10 protein-coding genes are annotated in these 14,046 nt (G+C 70.8%); 7 read left to right on the forward strand and 3 right to left on the reverse strand.

Translation table 11 applies throughout. The annotated features are described in order from the left end of the window. Positions 1-223 precede the first annotated feature (223 nt). Positions 224-436: a hypothetical protein gene (locus B9H04_RS06605; RefSeq protein WP_049932686.1), complete on the reverse strand. Its 213-nt coding sequence runs from the start codon at positions 434-436 to the stop codon at positions 224-226. Between the two features lie 86 nt (positions 437-522). Here B9H04_RS06605 and B9H04_RS06610 point away from each other — a divergent pair, with 86 nt between their 5' ends. The 5 genes from B9H04_RS06610 (at position 523) to B9H04_RS06630 (ending at position 8,132) form a co-directional block, all read left to right on the forward strand. Further along, a complete protein-coding gene (locus B9H04_RS06610) occupies positions 523-2,391 on the forward strand; it encodes an ATP-binding protein (protein ID WP_049932684.1) in 1,869 nt (622 codons plus the stop codon). A 136-nt stretch (positions 2,392-2,527) separates the two neighbouring features. Next, on the forward strand, positions 2,528-6,433 hold the full coding sequence (locus B9H04_RS06615) for a PAS domain-containing protein (protein ID WP_085682559.1): 3,906 nt from the start codon (positions 2,528-2,530) through the stop codon (positions 6,431-6,433). 90 nt (positions 6,434-6,523) lie between these two features. Next, on the forward strand, positions 6,524-6,871 hold the full coding sequence (locus B9H04_RS06620; RefSeq protein ID WP_049932681.1) for a hypothetical protein: 348 nt from the start codon (positions 6,524-6,526) through the stop codon (positions 6,869-6,871). A 158-nt stretch (positions 6,872-7,029) separates the two neighbouring features. Then, complete coding sequence (locus B9H04_RS06625; protein ID WP_085682560.1) at positions 7,030-7,509, forward strand: TRAM domain-containing protein; 480 nt, start codon at positions 7,030-7,032, stop codon at positions 7,507-7,509. Positions 7,510-7,646: 137 nt separating this feature from the next. Further along, complete coding sequence (locus B9H04_RS06630) at positions 7,647-8,132, forward strand: Tfx family DNA-binding protein (RefSeq protein ID WP_049932678.1); 486 nt, start codon at positions 7,647-7,649, stop codon at positions 8,130-8,132. Between the two features lie 28 nt (positions 8,133-8,160). On the opposite strand, the gene B9H04_RS06635 is transcribed toward B9H04_RS06630, so the two are convergent. Further along, complete coding sequence (locus tag B9H04_RS06635; RefSeq protein ID WP_049932675.1) at positions 8,161-9,222, reverse strand: succinylglutamate desuccinylase/aspartoacylase family protein; 1,062 nt, start codon at positions 9,220-9,222, stop codon at positions 8,161-8,163. 188 nt (positions 9,223-9,410) lie between these two features. Between B9H04_RS06635 and B9H04_RS06640 the strand changes: the two genes are divergently transcribed. Both B9H04_RS06640 and B9H04_RS06645 read left to right on the forward strand, forming a co-directional pair. Then, positions 9,411-10,238, forward strand: a complete 828-nt coding sequence (locus B9H04_RS06640) for an MBL fold metallo-hydrolase (protein WP_049932674.1) — start codon at positions 9,411-9,413, stop codon at positions 10,236-10,238. 61 nt (positions 10,239-10,299) lie between these two features. Next, on the forward strand, positions 10,300-11,388 hold the full coding sequence (locus tag B9H04_RS06645; protein WP_049932673.1) for a molybdopterin-dependent oxidoreductase: 1,089 nt from the start codon (positions 10,300-10,302) through the stop codon (positions 11,386-11,388). A gap of 19 nt (positions 11,389-11,407) precedes the next feature. Here the strand turns inward: B9H04_RS06645 and B9H04_RS06650 are convergent, their stop codons facing one another. Further along, positions 11,408-13,909, reverse strand: a complete 2,502-nt coding sequence (locus B9H04_RS06650) for a DEAD/DEAH box helicase (protein WP_049932671.1) — start codon at positions 13,907-13,909, stop codon at positions 11,408-11,410. Positions 13,910-14,046: the final 137 nt, after the last annotated feature.

Here is a 14,046-nt window from a genome sequence, read left to right on the forward strand (position 1 = left end):
GCTTCGCTCTGTGACGGTCGAGTTCAGACGGTCGCTCGCGCCGTCGCTGGTCGGACACTCGACACGTCGAATAGCGTCGCCGGACGCGGTGGCGTCCGGCCGCGTACATTCCCCCGACGGCGCGCCGTCGACCCGTCGCGCCGTCAACCCGGCCCTGACTCAGGGCGCGTTCGTAGATCCGTCCACTGACATATATACCTGTGGTAGTCTCTCTCGCGGTCGGTCACTCCTCTCCGAGCTCGTCGCCGCCGGAGGTCGACGGCCCACCCCGGTCGCCGAACAGCCGGTTGAGGACCATCGGAACGACGACCACGAAGGCGAGGAGGGCGCCGACTCGGACCAACAGCGACGCGTCGGTCGCTACCGTGAGTCCGAGGTAGACGGCGGCGCCGACGAGGACCGACGGCAGCATGTACGGGTTCCCGGCGTCGAGCATACCTCACCGTGGCGCCCGCCGCCCCCTTAACCGTCTCGGCACGGACCGACAGAGTTTGGTAGCAGTTCGTGGAAGAACCGACAGGAATGTTCGATAAGGTTCTCGTGGCGAACCGCGGCGAGATCGCGGTCCGCGTGATGCGCGCCTGTGAAGAGCTCGGCGTCGACACCGTCGCCGTCTACAGCGACGCCGACAAGCACGGCGGCCACGTCCGGTACGCGGACGAGGCGTACAACGTCGGGCCCGCCCGCGCGGCCGACTCGTACCTCGACGGCGAGGCGGTCGTCGACGCGGCGCGGTCCGCCGGCGCCGACGCGATCCACCCCGGCTACGGCTTCCTCGCGGAGAACGCCGAGTTCGCCGCCCGCGTCGAGGCCGCCGACGGGATCACGTGGATCGGTCCCGCGAGCGACGCGATGGAGCGGCTCGGCGAGAAGACGCACGCGCGCCGCGTGATGGACGACGCGGACGTGCCGATCGTCCCCGGGACGACGGAGCCGGTCACCGACGTGGAGGCCGTCACGGCGTTCGGCGACGAGTACGGCTACCCCGTCGCGATCAAAGCGGAGGGCGGCGGCGGCGGCCGCGGGATGAAGGTCGTCGAGAGCGCCGACGAGGCCGAGGAGGCGCTCGAATCCGCCAAACGCGAGGGCGAGGCGTACTTCTCGAACGACTCGGTGTACCTCGAACGCTACCTCCAGACCCCCCGCCACGTCGAGGTCCAGATCGTCGCCGACGAGGGCGACGACGGCGAGGGCCCCGCCGACACGTCCGACGTGGTCCACCTCGGCGAGCGCGACTGCTCGCTCCAGCGCCGCCACCAGAAGGTGATCGAGGAGGGGCCCTCCCCCGCGCTCTCCGACGAGCTGCGCGAGAAGATCGGCGAGGCCGCCCGCCGGGGCGTCGCCGCCGCCGACTACACCAACGCCGGCACCGTCGAGTTCCTCGTCGAGGAGGACCCCGACCGCGACCCGTCGGAGCCGCTCGGGCCCGACACCCCATTCTACTTCCTCGAGGTCAACACTCGGATTCAGGTCGAACACACCGTCACCGAGGAGCTGACCGGGATCGACATCGTCAAAGAGCAGCTCCGGGTCGCCAGCGGCGAGGGGCTCTCCGTCTCGCAGGACGACGTCGAGCTGGAGGGCCACGCGATCGAGTTCCGGATCAACGCCGAGAACGCCGCGGACGACTTCCAGCCCGCCAACGAGGGGTCGCTGGACACGTACGACCCGCCGGGCGGGATCGGCGTCCGCGTCGACGACGCGCTCCGGCAGGGCGACGAGCTTGTCACGGACTACGACTCGATGATCGCGAAGCTGATCGTACGAGCCGGCGACCGCGAGACCTGTCTTGCCCGCTCGAAGCGCGCGCTCGCGGAGTACGACATCGACGGCGTCGTCACCATCGTCCCGTTCCACCGGCTCATGCTCGACGACGAGCGCTTCGTCGACGGGACGCACACGACGAAGTACCTCGACGAGGAGCTCGACCGGGAGCTGGTCGCCGAGGCGCAGGAGCGCTGGGGCTCCGAGACGGTCGGCGCCGCGGACGACGACGAGGAGGTGACCGAACGCGAATTCACCGTCGAGGTGAACGGCAAGCGCTTCGACGTCGAGTTAGAGGAGCGCGGCGCGCCCGCGATCCCGGTCCCGGAGGGCGGTGGGAGCGGCCAGCAACGCCCGCCGCAAGCGAAATCCGACGACGGCGGCGACGAGGGCGACGTCGACGTCGCGGAGGGCGGCGAGGCGATCGACGCGGAGATGCAGGGAACGATCCTCTCGGTCGACGTCGCGGAGGGCGACGAGGTCGCCGCCGGCGACGTGGTCTGCGTCCTCGAGGCGATGAAGATGGAGAACGACGTGGTCGCCGAGCGCGGCGGCACCGTCGCGGGGGTCCACGTCGCGGAGGGCGACAGCGTCGACATGGGCGACGTGCTGATCGTGTTGGAGTAGTCGGACTCCCGTCCCCGCGAGTCGCTTCGCGCGTTGCCGCGGTGACGAACCCGTCTCTCACGGCACTCGCGGTGGCTCTATCACTGGAAATAATCGGCGGGAATGATTGATACGACCGCGTCGCCGAGAGTCCGTAATGGAACACCCGAGCGACGAACACCCGGAGCGGATTCACGTGCTGTACGTGAACGGCGACGCCGACTTCGCCGAACTCGCCCGGGCGAAACTCGAACGGATCGCCCCGCGAGTCACGGTGACGACCGTCGGCGACGCGCGGGCCGCCCTCGATCGGGCGATCGAGGGCTCCGCCGACTGCCTCGTCACCTCGTACTCGCTGCCGGAGGGGACCGGGATCGACCTCGTCTCGCGAGTCGGGACCGAGCGCCCCGACCTGCCGACGGTCCTCTTCACCGGGAGGGGCAGCGAACGGATCGCCAGCGAGGCGACCCAGGCCGGCGTGTCGGACTACATCCCGATCCACGGGACCCAGGACAGCTTCGAACTGCTCGCCGGGCGGATCCGGACGCTCGTCGACGCGGCGCGCAAGCAGGCGGCCGCCGAGCGGTTGTCGGACCGCTTCCAGCGGACGCTCGAACGCGCCACCGACGCGATCTACGCGGTCGACGACGACTGGCGGGTGGAGTACATGAACGACACGATGGCCGAGCGGGTCGACCGCGACCCGGAGCGCATCGTCGGGAACACGATCTGGGAGGCGTTCCCGTCGATAGTGGGGACGGAGCTCGAAGAGCGGTATCGCACGGCGATGGCCACCGGGGAACCGGCGTCGTTCGAGCAGCGGCTCGGCGAGCCGTTCGACTACTGGGTCGAGGTGCGGGCGTTCCCGGACGAGGACGGGCTCACCGTCTTCTCGCGGGAGATCACTGACGACCGGGAACGCGAACTGGAGCTGGAGCGCAGCGAAGCGGTACTGGAGAACGTCCACGACGCGGTGACGGTCGTCGACGAGGACCGGTCCGTCGTCTTCGCGAACGCGGCCGCGGGCCGACTGCTGTCGGACGATCGGTCGGCGGACCTCACGGGGGAGCGGCTCTCCGACCTCGTCGGCGACCGCGTCGGCGAGTCGGACGCTCGCGCGTTCTCCGAGACCGTCGACCTGACGCTCGACGAGATAGAGAGCGACGGCGGGACCTCCGGGTTCTACGACGCAGACCTCCAGATGGACGTCGCCGTCGGAGGCGGCCAGCGGACGTTCGACATTCGGCTGACGCCGTTCCAGCGCCGATCGACCAACCAGGTGCTCGTCGTCGCCCGCGACGTGACCGAACAGAGCGAGGCGAAACGCCAGCTGGAACGGGAGCGAGACGCGCTCCGAGAGCTCCAGACCGTCATGGGGAAAACCGACATCTCGGCCACGGCTCGCCTCCGGGACCTCCTCCGTGTCGGCTGCCGGACGCTCGGGCTCGAGATCGGCATCGTCTCGCGGATCCGCGACGACGACTACACGGTCGAAGCGGTTCACGCGCCGGACGCCGACCTCGAGGCCGGCGATCGGTTCGACCTCGAAACGACGTACTGCGCGGAAGTGGTCGAGACCGACTCCGTCTGCTCGTTCGCCGACGCGGTCAGCGACGGGAAGGAGACGCATCCCGCGTACCGCGACCTCGAACTCGAGTCGTACATCGGCGTGCCGCTCGTCGTCGACGGCGCCCGCTACGGGACGGTCAACTTCTCGAGCCCGACGACGCGGGTTGCCCCGTTCGGGGCGCTCGAACGGACGTTCGTCGAGCTGTTGGCCGAGCTCGTGAGCGCCGAGCTCTCCCGGGCGCGAGACCGCGCCGAACTGGAGCGACAGGAGTTCCTCTTCGACCGCGTCCAGGACATCGCGGACATCGGCGTCTGGGAGTACTTCCCGTCGCGAGAGGAGCTCACGTGGTCGGACGGGACGCGCCGGATCCACGGCGTCGACGCGGGGTACGAGCCGTCGATCGACAACGCGGTCGAGTTCTACCACCCGGACGACCGCGCGACGATCACCGACGCGGTCGAGGCCGCGGTCGAGGACGGGGAGCGGTACGACCTCGACCTCCGGATCGAGCGGGCGGACGGCGAGGTGCGCGACGTCCGAGCGTGGGGGGAGTACGTCGAGGACGCGCGGCGGGGCGACGCGGCGCTTCGCGGCGTGTTCCAAGACGTGACGGAGCGGGAGGCGAAGCGGCGCGAACACCAGGCACTCGCGGAGGAGTACGCGGCGCTGCTGGAGACGTCCGGCGACGCGATATTCCTGCTTGACGTCGACGCCGCCGGCGACGAGCCGTCGTTCGAGTTCGCCCGACTCAGCCCCGGCTACGAGTCACAGACCGGGCTCACGACCGCGGACGTCCGGGGTGAGACGCCGCGGGCGGTGTTCGGGGAGGAGCAGGGGGCCGAACTCGCGGCCAACTACGCCCGCTGCGTCGCCGAGGGCGAGCCGATATCGTACAGCGAGGAGCTCGAGACCGTCGCCGACGGCCGCTTTTGGGAGACTAGCCTCGCACCGGTGATCGTCGACGGCGAGACGGTCCGGCTCGTGGGTATCGCCCGGAACGTGACCGAGCGGGTCGAACGGGAGCGGGAGCTCGAGGCGACGAACCAGCGACTGGAGTCGCTCATCGAGGCGACCCCGCTCACCGTCATGGAAGTCGACGCCGACGGGAGCGTCGTCCGCTGGAACGAGGAGGCCGAGACCATGTTCGGCTGGTCCCACGAGGAGGTGCGCGGCGAGGAGAACCCGCTCGTCTCGGCGGAGCGGTGGGACGAGTTCGCCGCGCACCGGCGGCGGGCGCTCCGCGGCGAGCGGGTCCGCGCCGAGGAGGTACGGCTAGAGACGAGGGCCGGGGCGGAGCTGGATCTCCTCCTGTCTATCGCCCCGATAACGGATCCCGACGCCGAGGTCACGGGCACGCTCGCCGTCGTCGAGGACATCTCCGACCAGAAGCAGCTGGAGGGCCGGCTCCGGGCGCTCCAGGAGACCGCTCAGCGGCTCAGCAGCGCCGAGTCCGCCGGGGGGATCGGCTCCGTCGCCGTCGGCGCCGCGGCCGACGTCCTCGGCCTCGACATCACCGCGGCGTGGGAGCACGACGAGCGGGCGGACGCGCTCGTCCCGATCAGCGAAACGCCGGCGACGACGGACCTGTTCGGAGCGGCGCCTCGGTTAGACCGCGGCGAGGGGCTCGCGTGGGACGCGTTCGAGTCGGGGGAGACGCGGGTGTACGACGACCTCGACGACGCGGACCGCCGATACGACCCCGACACGCCGATCCAGAGCGTGGTCATCGTCCCGCTGGGCGAGTACGGCGTCATGATCACCGGGTCGACGTCGCCCCGCGAGTTCTCCGAGACCGACGTCGACCTGTTCCGGATCCTCGGCGCGACCGTCGAGGCGGCCTTCGCGCGGGCGAGCCGTGAGGCGGAGCTCCAGCGACAGAACGAGCGGCGCGACGAGTTCGCGAGCGTCGTCGCCCACGACCTCAGGAACCCGATCACCGTCGCGCAGGGGTTCCTCGAAATCGCGGCGGAGACGGGCGACCCGGACCACTTCGACCGGGTACAGTCGGCGCACGACCGGACCGAGCGGCTCATCGAGGACCTGCGCGCGCTGGCTCGCGGCGAGGCCGCGGTCGAGGACGCCGAGACTGTGGACCTCGGGACCGTGACGATGGAGGCGTGGGGGTACGTCGACACGGACGAGGCGGCGCTCGCGGTCGCGGACGCCGTCCCGACGGTCACCGGCGATCCGGGGCGCCTGACGCAGCTCTTCGAGAACCTCTTTCGGAACGCGGTCGAACACGGCGGGTCGACCGTCTCGGTGACCGTCGGGCGGCTGGACGGTGACGGGGGCTTCTACGTGGAGGACGACGGGAGCGGGATCCCGCCGGATCGACGCGACGAGGTGCTCCGTCACGGCGTCACGTCCAGCGACGGAGGGACCGGCTTCGGGCTCTCGATCGTGGCCGACATCGCGGAGGCGCACGGCTGGACGGTCGCCGTGACGGAGGGGAGCGACGGCGGCGCGCGGTTCGAGTTCGACGCGGCCGCGTAGGGCCGCACCCGAGTCGGAGCGGGGGACCGCGACGTCGGTCGGGCCGATCTGACCGACGCTGTTTAACCGAACGCCCGAGAACGAGGGGGTATGGAACCGGTCGACGACTGGCGGTCGGCGATCGCCGAGGCCGGCGAGCTGACCGGCCCGATCGCCGCGGCCCTCGTCGAGGCCCACGGCGACCGCGGCCAGCGCGCGATCGAGGCCGTCGGCGAGGGGCGCGTGAAGCGGTACCGCGATTTCACCGTCGTCGTCGGCCACGAGGACGAGTACGTGGTCGAAGACGGGGAGTGTACCTGCGCGGACGCGACGTACAACCTCGACGCCGACGACCCCGACGAGCGCTGCTGGCACGCCATCGCGGTCGACGTCGCGGACGCGCTCGACGCCGTCGACCACCACGACATGTGGTACTCCGAGGTCCGCGAGTTTCTCTGAGGCCGCCGCCCGCGCCGCTAAGCGTCGCTGCCGCCGCCGCTCTGGGTCGTCGGACCCCACCAAAACAGCCGCCGCTCGCCCGCGTGAGGCGACGTTTTTCGCGAACTTCGGTCTGAGAGTCGAAAACGTTTACAACAGCGGCCGGTCTCCCCTACGGTATGGCGGACTGTCCACTCGCCGACGACTGCCCCAGCTTCGACGAACGGATCCAGGGGATGGGGTGTCAACACTACGGCAACAAAGGCGGCGCGGAGTGGTGTAACCACTACGACATGCCGATCTACGAGCTGAAACAGCAGCCGGTCCAGCCCGGCGAGGCGGTCGTCGTCGAGGTCGACGACATCCACGAGAGCGGTGCTGGCGTCGGCCGCACCGACGACGGGTTCATCGTCCTCGTCGACGGGCTCCTCCCCCCGGCGCGCGCCGAGGTCAAGATCCACCGCGTGAAGTCCAGCCACGCGACGGCGCAGGAAGTCGTCGAGCGCCTCCCCGACGACCCGGACGCCGAGGCGTCCGACGACGACGCGGACGCCGAGGGGAATGACGAGGAGGAGAGCGAGGACGACGAGGGTCGCAGTCGCCGCGACCGCCCGGACCGCGAACGGCTCGGCAGCCGCGAGAACTTCTGGGGCAAGTGACGGCGTCTCGGGGGAGCCCCGCCCCACGGACAGTCCGGACGCCGTCGATCCGTCGCGCGATTCTCCGCCGCCCGACTCCCGCGACGCCCGTCGCCTGAAACCGCCGTTTTTTGAGCGACCGGCCCGTCGATGACCACATGGTGGCAGACGACGAGCAGCCGGAGCCGGTCGATGTCGACGCCGACTCGATCCTGGAGGGGGCTGGGTTCGACGCCGACGAGAGCGTGCTCACGCGCCGGCAGGCGGAGGTGTTAGCGCTCCGCGAGCGCGGGCTCCGACAGTCGGACATCGCCGGCCGACTCGGCACCTCTCGCGCGAACGTCTCCAGCGTCGAGGCCAGCGCCCGCGACAACGTCGAGCGCGCCCGCGAGACGGTCGCGTTCGCGGAGGCGCTGTCCTCGCCGGTCCGCGTCGAGATCGAGGCGGGAACCGACCTCTACGACGCGCCGAAGCGGGTGTACGACGCCTGCGACGAGGCGGGCGTCAAGGTGAACCAGACCGCCCCGGAGCTGATGAAGGCGATCGGCGACCGCGCGGGAGACGCGGTCCACGGCCGCGAGGTCCGCAACCGGCTGTTCGTCACGGTCGCCGCCGACGGGCAGATCCGCGTCCGGCGGCCGTAGCCTCGCGCCGCAGTCGGTTTCCGCTCTCTCACTCCACGTCGATCCGCTCCGCGACGCCGACGAGCGTCGCGCCCGCGGTGACCGTTGCCTCGCGGGCGACCGAGTACGCGATCCCGTCGCGGTCGGCGCGCGCGACCTGATGCGTCTCGAACGTCGTCGGGTCGAACACCTCGCCGACGCGGTCGCCCTCGGTCACCCGGTCCCCGACGGCGAGGTCTGGCTCGGGGACGAACAGCCCGGAGTCGCCGGCGGTCACCCGCCCGAGGTGGTTGCGCGCGACGACGCCGTCCCACGGCTCGGGCTCGCCGTCGAGCAGCCCCTCGTGTCGCAGCGCGCCGATCATCCCGGCCACGCCGGTCTCGACCGCCGCCGGGACGACCTCCCGGCTGTGGGCGAGCTCGGGCGTGATCGTCGGGATCCCCTCGCGGGTGGCCGCGACCCGGAGCTTCCCGGCGAACCCGCGCTCGTCCCACTCCGTGTCCGCGTCGTCTCCGGCCGCCTCCGCGAGCAGCAGGTCGGTGCCGAACGCCTCCGCGAGCCCGCGGCAGGCGTCGTCGCCGCGCATGTACACCGCGTGGGTCGCCATCGACGGCGACCCGGTGTGGAGGTCGACGATCGCGTCCGCCTCGCCCGCGAACGCCCAGAGCCGGGCGGCCATCCGGTCGTGGAGCGACCCCTCCGGGTCGCCGGGCCAGCATCGGTTCATGTTCGGCTGGCGCGAGTCGAGCGACTCCGGCGTCGTGTACGAGACCCGGTCGAAGGTGAGCGGGTCGGCGACGGGGACCGTCACGAGCGTGCCGGTGAGACCGGCGGCCGTGGGCTCGGCTCCGTCCCCGGTTTCGGCTCCGGACGCGCCCTCGGCGCCGTCGCCGACGAGCCGGTCGTGGAGCCGCCGGAGCACCGCGGTCCCGTTCACCTCCCGGCCGTGTTGGGCCGCTTGCGTGTACACCACGGGCGCGTCCTCGGGCGCGTCGAGTTCGGGGCCGTCGTCGCCGTCGACGAGTTCGCCCTCGCCGTACGCGTGGACGGTCGTCCGGATCGGCACGCCCGAGGGGAGCCGCGCGAGCGTCAGTTCTCGGCTGGTGTGTATGGTCCGGATCGGGGCGGATCGGGGTTATACCTCGGGGGTTCGGTCGCCGTGCGCTTCGGCCGCCGTGCGGTTCGGTCGCCGTGCGCTTCGGCCGCCGTGCGGTTCGGCCGCCGTGCGGTCGCTCCCGCCCCGACTTCTGCCGCGCCCCGACCGCGGACGCTAAGGCCGTGGCCCGCCGAGAGCGTCCCATGCGGGTCACCCTCCTCGGGACGGGCGACACGACGGGGACGCCGACCGTCGGCTGCGACTGCGACACCTGCGAACGGGCCCGCGAGCGCGGGGTGTCGCGGTCGCGCTTCTCCGTCCACATCGCCAACGAGCGCACCGGCGAGTCGCTGCTCGTCGACTTCAGTCCCGACTTCAGACAGCAGTTCCTCGCGGCCGACGTCCCCCTCCCTGACGCCGGGCTCGTGACGCACATCCACTTCGACCACCTCGACGGGCTCGGCAACGTCTACCGGCTCGTCGACGGGCTCCCGGTCCACGCGCCGAACGAGACCGACCCCGCGACGGATCAGAGCGTCGCCGAGACGATCCGCGACAAGTACGACTACCTCGAGGACCGGATTGGCGTCCACGCCCGCGAGCCGTTCGAGCCGTTCGAGACCTGCGGGTTCGAGGTCCGGTTCGTCCCGGTCGACCACCCGCCGCTCGTTTGTTACGGCGTCGTGATCGAGGATCCGGTGACCGGCGCGAAACTCTCGCTCACGGGCGACACCAGCTACGACGTTCCCGAACGCTCCCGCGAGGCGCTCGCCGGCGCGGACCTCCTCCTCGCCGACGCCATCGTTCCCGCCTCGCTCTGTGAACACCACCCGATCGGCGGCCGACACGAGGGGCCGGACGGCGTCGCCCGCACGTTCGGCACGAAGCACATGACCCGGGAGGGGGCGCTCGCGCTCGCGGACGAGCTCGACCCCGACCGGACGCGGCTCGTCCACCTCGCCCACTACTACCCCGCCGACGAGGCGTTCGAGGAGCCGCTCGCGGTCGACGGCGAGGTGTACGAGCTGTAGCGAGCACGGCGATTCTCCGCGGGCTGTATCCTTTTGTCTCGCTAGCACGTAGCACGCGTAGATGGCCGCGACGGACCGACTCCGAACCGCGCTCGACCGCTTGGAGCCGCCGCCGCGCGCGGTCGACTGGTCGCTGTTCGCGTTCGTCGTCGCCGAGGCGGCCACCGGGCTGGTCTCCTTCACCGTCGGCGTCCCGGAAGGGTGGCCGCTGTTCTGGCTCCACCGCGCGCTCGGCGTCGGCATCGTCGCGCTGCTCGGGTGGAAGCTCGCCCGCGTCCGGCGTCGGCTCACTGACCCGACCCTGTGGCGGCGGTCGACCGCGCTCTCCGTCCTGACGCTCGTCGCCGCGGTCGGCGCGCTCGCGACCGGCGTCGCGTGGGTGTTCGGCCTCGACGTGCGTCTCTCCTACTGGACCCTGCTGTCCGTTCACGTCGGGTTCGGGCTCGCGCTCGTCCCGCTCGTGGCCGCGCACGCCGCCACCCGGTTCCGCCCGCCTCGGCGCGTCGACTTCGAGCGGCGGCGGACCGCGGTCCGCTACTTCGCGCTGCTCGCGGCCGGCGGCACGACCTACCGCCTCCAGCAGGGGATCAACGACGCGCTCGACACGGCCGGGGCAGACCGGCGGTTCACCGGCTCGCAGCCCCGCGAGGGCGACGGAAACGGCGCCTTCCCGATCACCTCGTGGGTCGCCGACGACCCCGACCCGATCGACCGCGACGCGTACCGGCTGGCGGTCGACGGCCTCGTGAGCGACGCCGTCGAACTGACCGCCGACGAGCTGGCGGCGGGCCACGAGACGGAGGCGCTGCTCGACTGTACGAGCGGCTGGTACACGGTCCAGGAGTGGGGCGGGATCCGCGTCGGCGACCTGCTCGACGCGGCCGGAGATATCGACGACGACGCGGCCTACGTCCGGTTCACGTCCGTCACCGGCTACCGCTGGAGTCTCCCCCTCGACGAGGCCGAGGACGCGCTGCTCGCGACGCACGTGGGCGGAGAGCGGCTGAGCCACGGCCACGGCGCGCCCGCCCGACTGGTCGCGCCCGACCGCCGGGGTTTCCAGTGGGTGAAATGGGTGACGCGCGTGGAGGTCCGGTCGGAGTACGACCTCGGGCAGTGGGTGGTGACGCTGGTGAGCGGGTTCGACTAACTCCGCGGCCGGTCCGGCCTCACTCGTACTCGGTCCCGACGACCTCGCGGATGCGCTCCGCGGTCACCGGGCCGACGCCGTCGACGTCCAGTAAGTCGTCTTCGGGCGCGGTCATCACGGCCTCGACGGTGCCGAAGTGTTCCAGCAGCGTCCGCGCCGTCACGGGCCCGATGTCGGCGATCGAGGAGACGACGTACTCCTGCTGTTCCGCGCGGGTCTTCGTCGTCTTCTCGCCGTGGACGCTCACCTCGCGGTCGCGCGTCTCCTGCTCCCGCTTGGCGATCGTCGCGAGCAGCTCGGTGGTGTCCTCCTCGCCCTCGGTGCGGAGGACGCTCACGTCGAAGTCGACTGCGAGCGACGCGAGCGCGCCGCGGATCGCGTTCGGGTCGATATCGCGCTGGCCGTAGAGGTTCGTCCCTTCGACGACCATGACGGGGCGAGCGTACGCCCGCGAGAGCTCGCCCACCTGCTCGAACATCGACCGGTCGGAATCGAGCATCGAGTCGACGAAGTCGGCCGCCGACTTGCGCTCGACCGCGACGCGGTCCGAGAGGACGTAGTCGCCGACCGCGAGCGTCTCCAGCCGGGTGACGAGGCCGTCGCGCGTCGAGAGGTCCTTCGCGATCGAGGAGTCGAGCTCGCGCTGGTCGACGACAACCTCGACGCCCTCGTCGACGCCGGCGGTGGCGACGACGCCGTCGTCGCCTGCGTCCGTCTCTCCCTCGACCTCCGTCTCTCCGCCAGCCTCGGCCTCCACGTCGTCCACGTCGTCTTCTCCCTCCCGCGCTTCCGCAGCGAAGTCGGTGAGACCGGCGTCGCCCTCGTCGTCACCGCCGATCTCGCCTTCATCGTCACCATCGACTTCGCCCTCAGCCTCACCCTGGTCATCGCCCGAGCCGCCTTCGCCAGAGTCGCCCTCGCTCGCGGACCCGCCGGCGAACGCGTCGAGGCCGGCCTGTCCCTCGTCGCCGACTGACTCCTCGATGTCGTCGGTGGCCTCCTTCAGCTCGGCGAGCTGGCTGGCCATCTTCTTTTCTCGGCGCCGTGAGATCCAGAAGAACGCCTCGTCGCGGGTGTCCTCGGCCATCAGGACGACGACCTTTCCCTCGGCCTGCCGGCCCGTCCGCCCCTTGCGCTGGATCGAGCGGATCGCAGTGGGGACGGGCTCGTAGAAGCAGACGAGGTCGACCTCGGGCACGTCGAGGCCCTCCTCCGCGACCGAGGTGGAGACGAGCACCTCGAACTTGCCCGTCTTGAATTCGTCGAGCGTCTCTTGTTGCTGTTTCTGGCTCATCCCGTCGGAGCCGTCCTTGTCGCCCTGTCCGACGAACTTGCGCACGTCGAAGCTGGCGGAGAGGAACTCCACGAGCGCCTCGGCGGTGTCGCGGGACTCGGTGAACAGGATGGCGCGCTCGCCCTCGTTGATCCCGAGCGTCTCCGCCAGCAGGATGCGGGCCTTCGAGAACTTCGGGTGGAGCCCGTCGAACGACTCCGCCTTCCGCATCGCTTCTCTCACTTTGGGGTCCGCGACCATGCGCTGGCTGGCCTTCGACGCGCCCGACGACCGGGCGGCCTCGCGCTGGCGCTCGAAGTAGCGACGCACGGACTCGACGGACTGCGTCTCGACAAGCTCGGTCGCGCGCCGGAGCTTCATCACCTCGGCGTGGGTGGACATCCCCTTGTACCCCTCCGACTGGTCGTTGTCCATCATCTGTTTCAGCTGCCCCCGCATCTTGTTGAGGTCCTTCTGCGAGAGGTCGGGGTTCGTCGTGTTCGTCACGCCGAGCTGTTTCAGCTTCTCCAGCCGGTCCGTGATCACCTCGTTGAGCGCGTCCCGGATCGCGAGCACCTCGTCCGGCAAGGTGACTTGCTCCCACCCGACATCGGTGTCGTGAGTGTACTCGTCGACGTCGGCGTCCTCCTCGGTCATCACCTCGACGTTGACGAGCCCGAGGTTCTCGCAGACCGTCTCGATCTCCTCGGTGTCGCCGCCCGGCGAGGCCGACATCCCGGTGACGAGGGGGTCGGCTGCGTCGGCGTGGTACCGCTCCGCGATGTAGACGTACGCGTAGTCGCCGGTCGCGCGGTGGCACTCGTCGAAGGTGAGGTGGGTCACGTCGCGCAGCGAGATCCGGTTACCGACGAGGTCGTTCTCGACGACCTGCGGCGTCGCGATCGCGATGCGCGCGTCGTCCCAGAGCGCGGCGCGGTCGTCGGGCTTCACGTCGCCGGTGAACACGACGATCTCGTCGTCCGGAATCTCAAGCGCCTCGCGGTAGAAGTCCGCGTGCTGCTGGACGAGGGGCTTCGTGGGGGCCAAGAAGAGCGCCTTCCCGCCCGCCTCGTGGAGGCGCTCGACGGTGACGAGCAGGCTGACCGTCGTCTTGCCGAGGCCGGTCGGGAGACAGACCAGCGTGTGTTTGTCGGCGGCGGCGTCCGCCAACTGGAGCTGGTAGCGGCGCCGCTGGAGGAAGTCGTCGACGAGCAGGGGTCTGTCGATCCCGGCGGCCTCGGTCGCCATCGGCGGTGCTTCGCCGCCGTCGGCCTAAAGCCTTCGCGAAGCGGGGTGAAAGTTATCCGTCGACGGAACGTTCCTCTCGGAGCTCCTCCGGAACGTCCTCGTCGACCAGCTGCGCCCACTCCGCGAGCCGGTCGTCG

It is taken from the genome of Halorubrum ezzemoulense DSM 17463, assembly GCF_002114285.1.
Lineage (GTDB): Archaea > Halobacteriota > Halobacteria > Halobacteriales > Haloferacaceae > Halorubrum > Halorubrum ezzemoulense.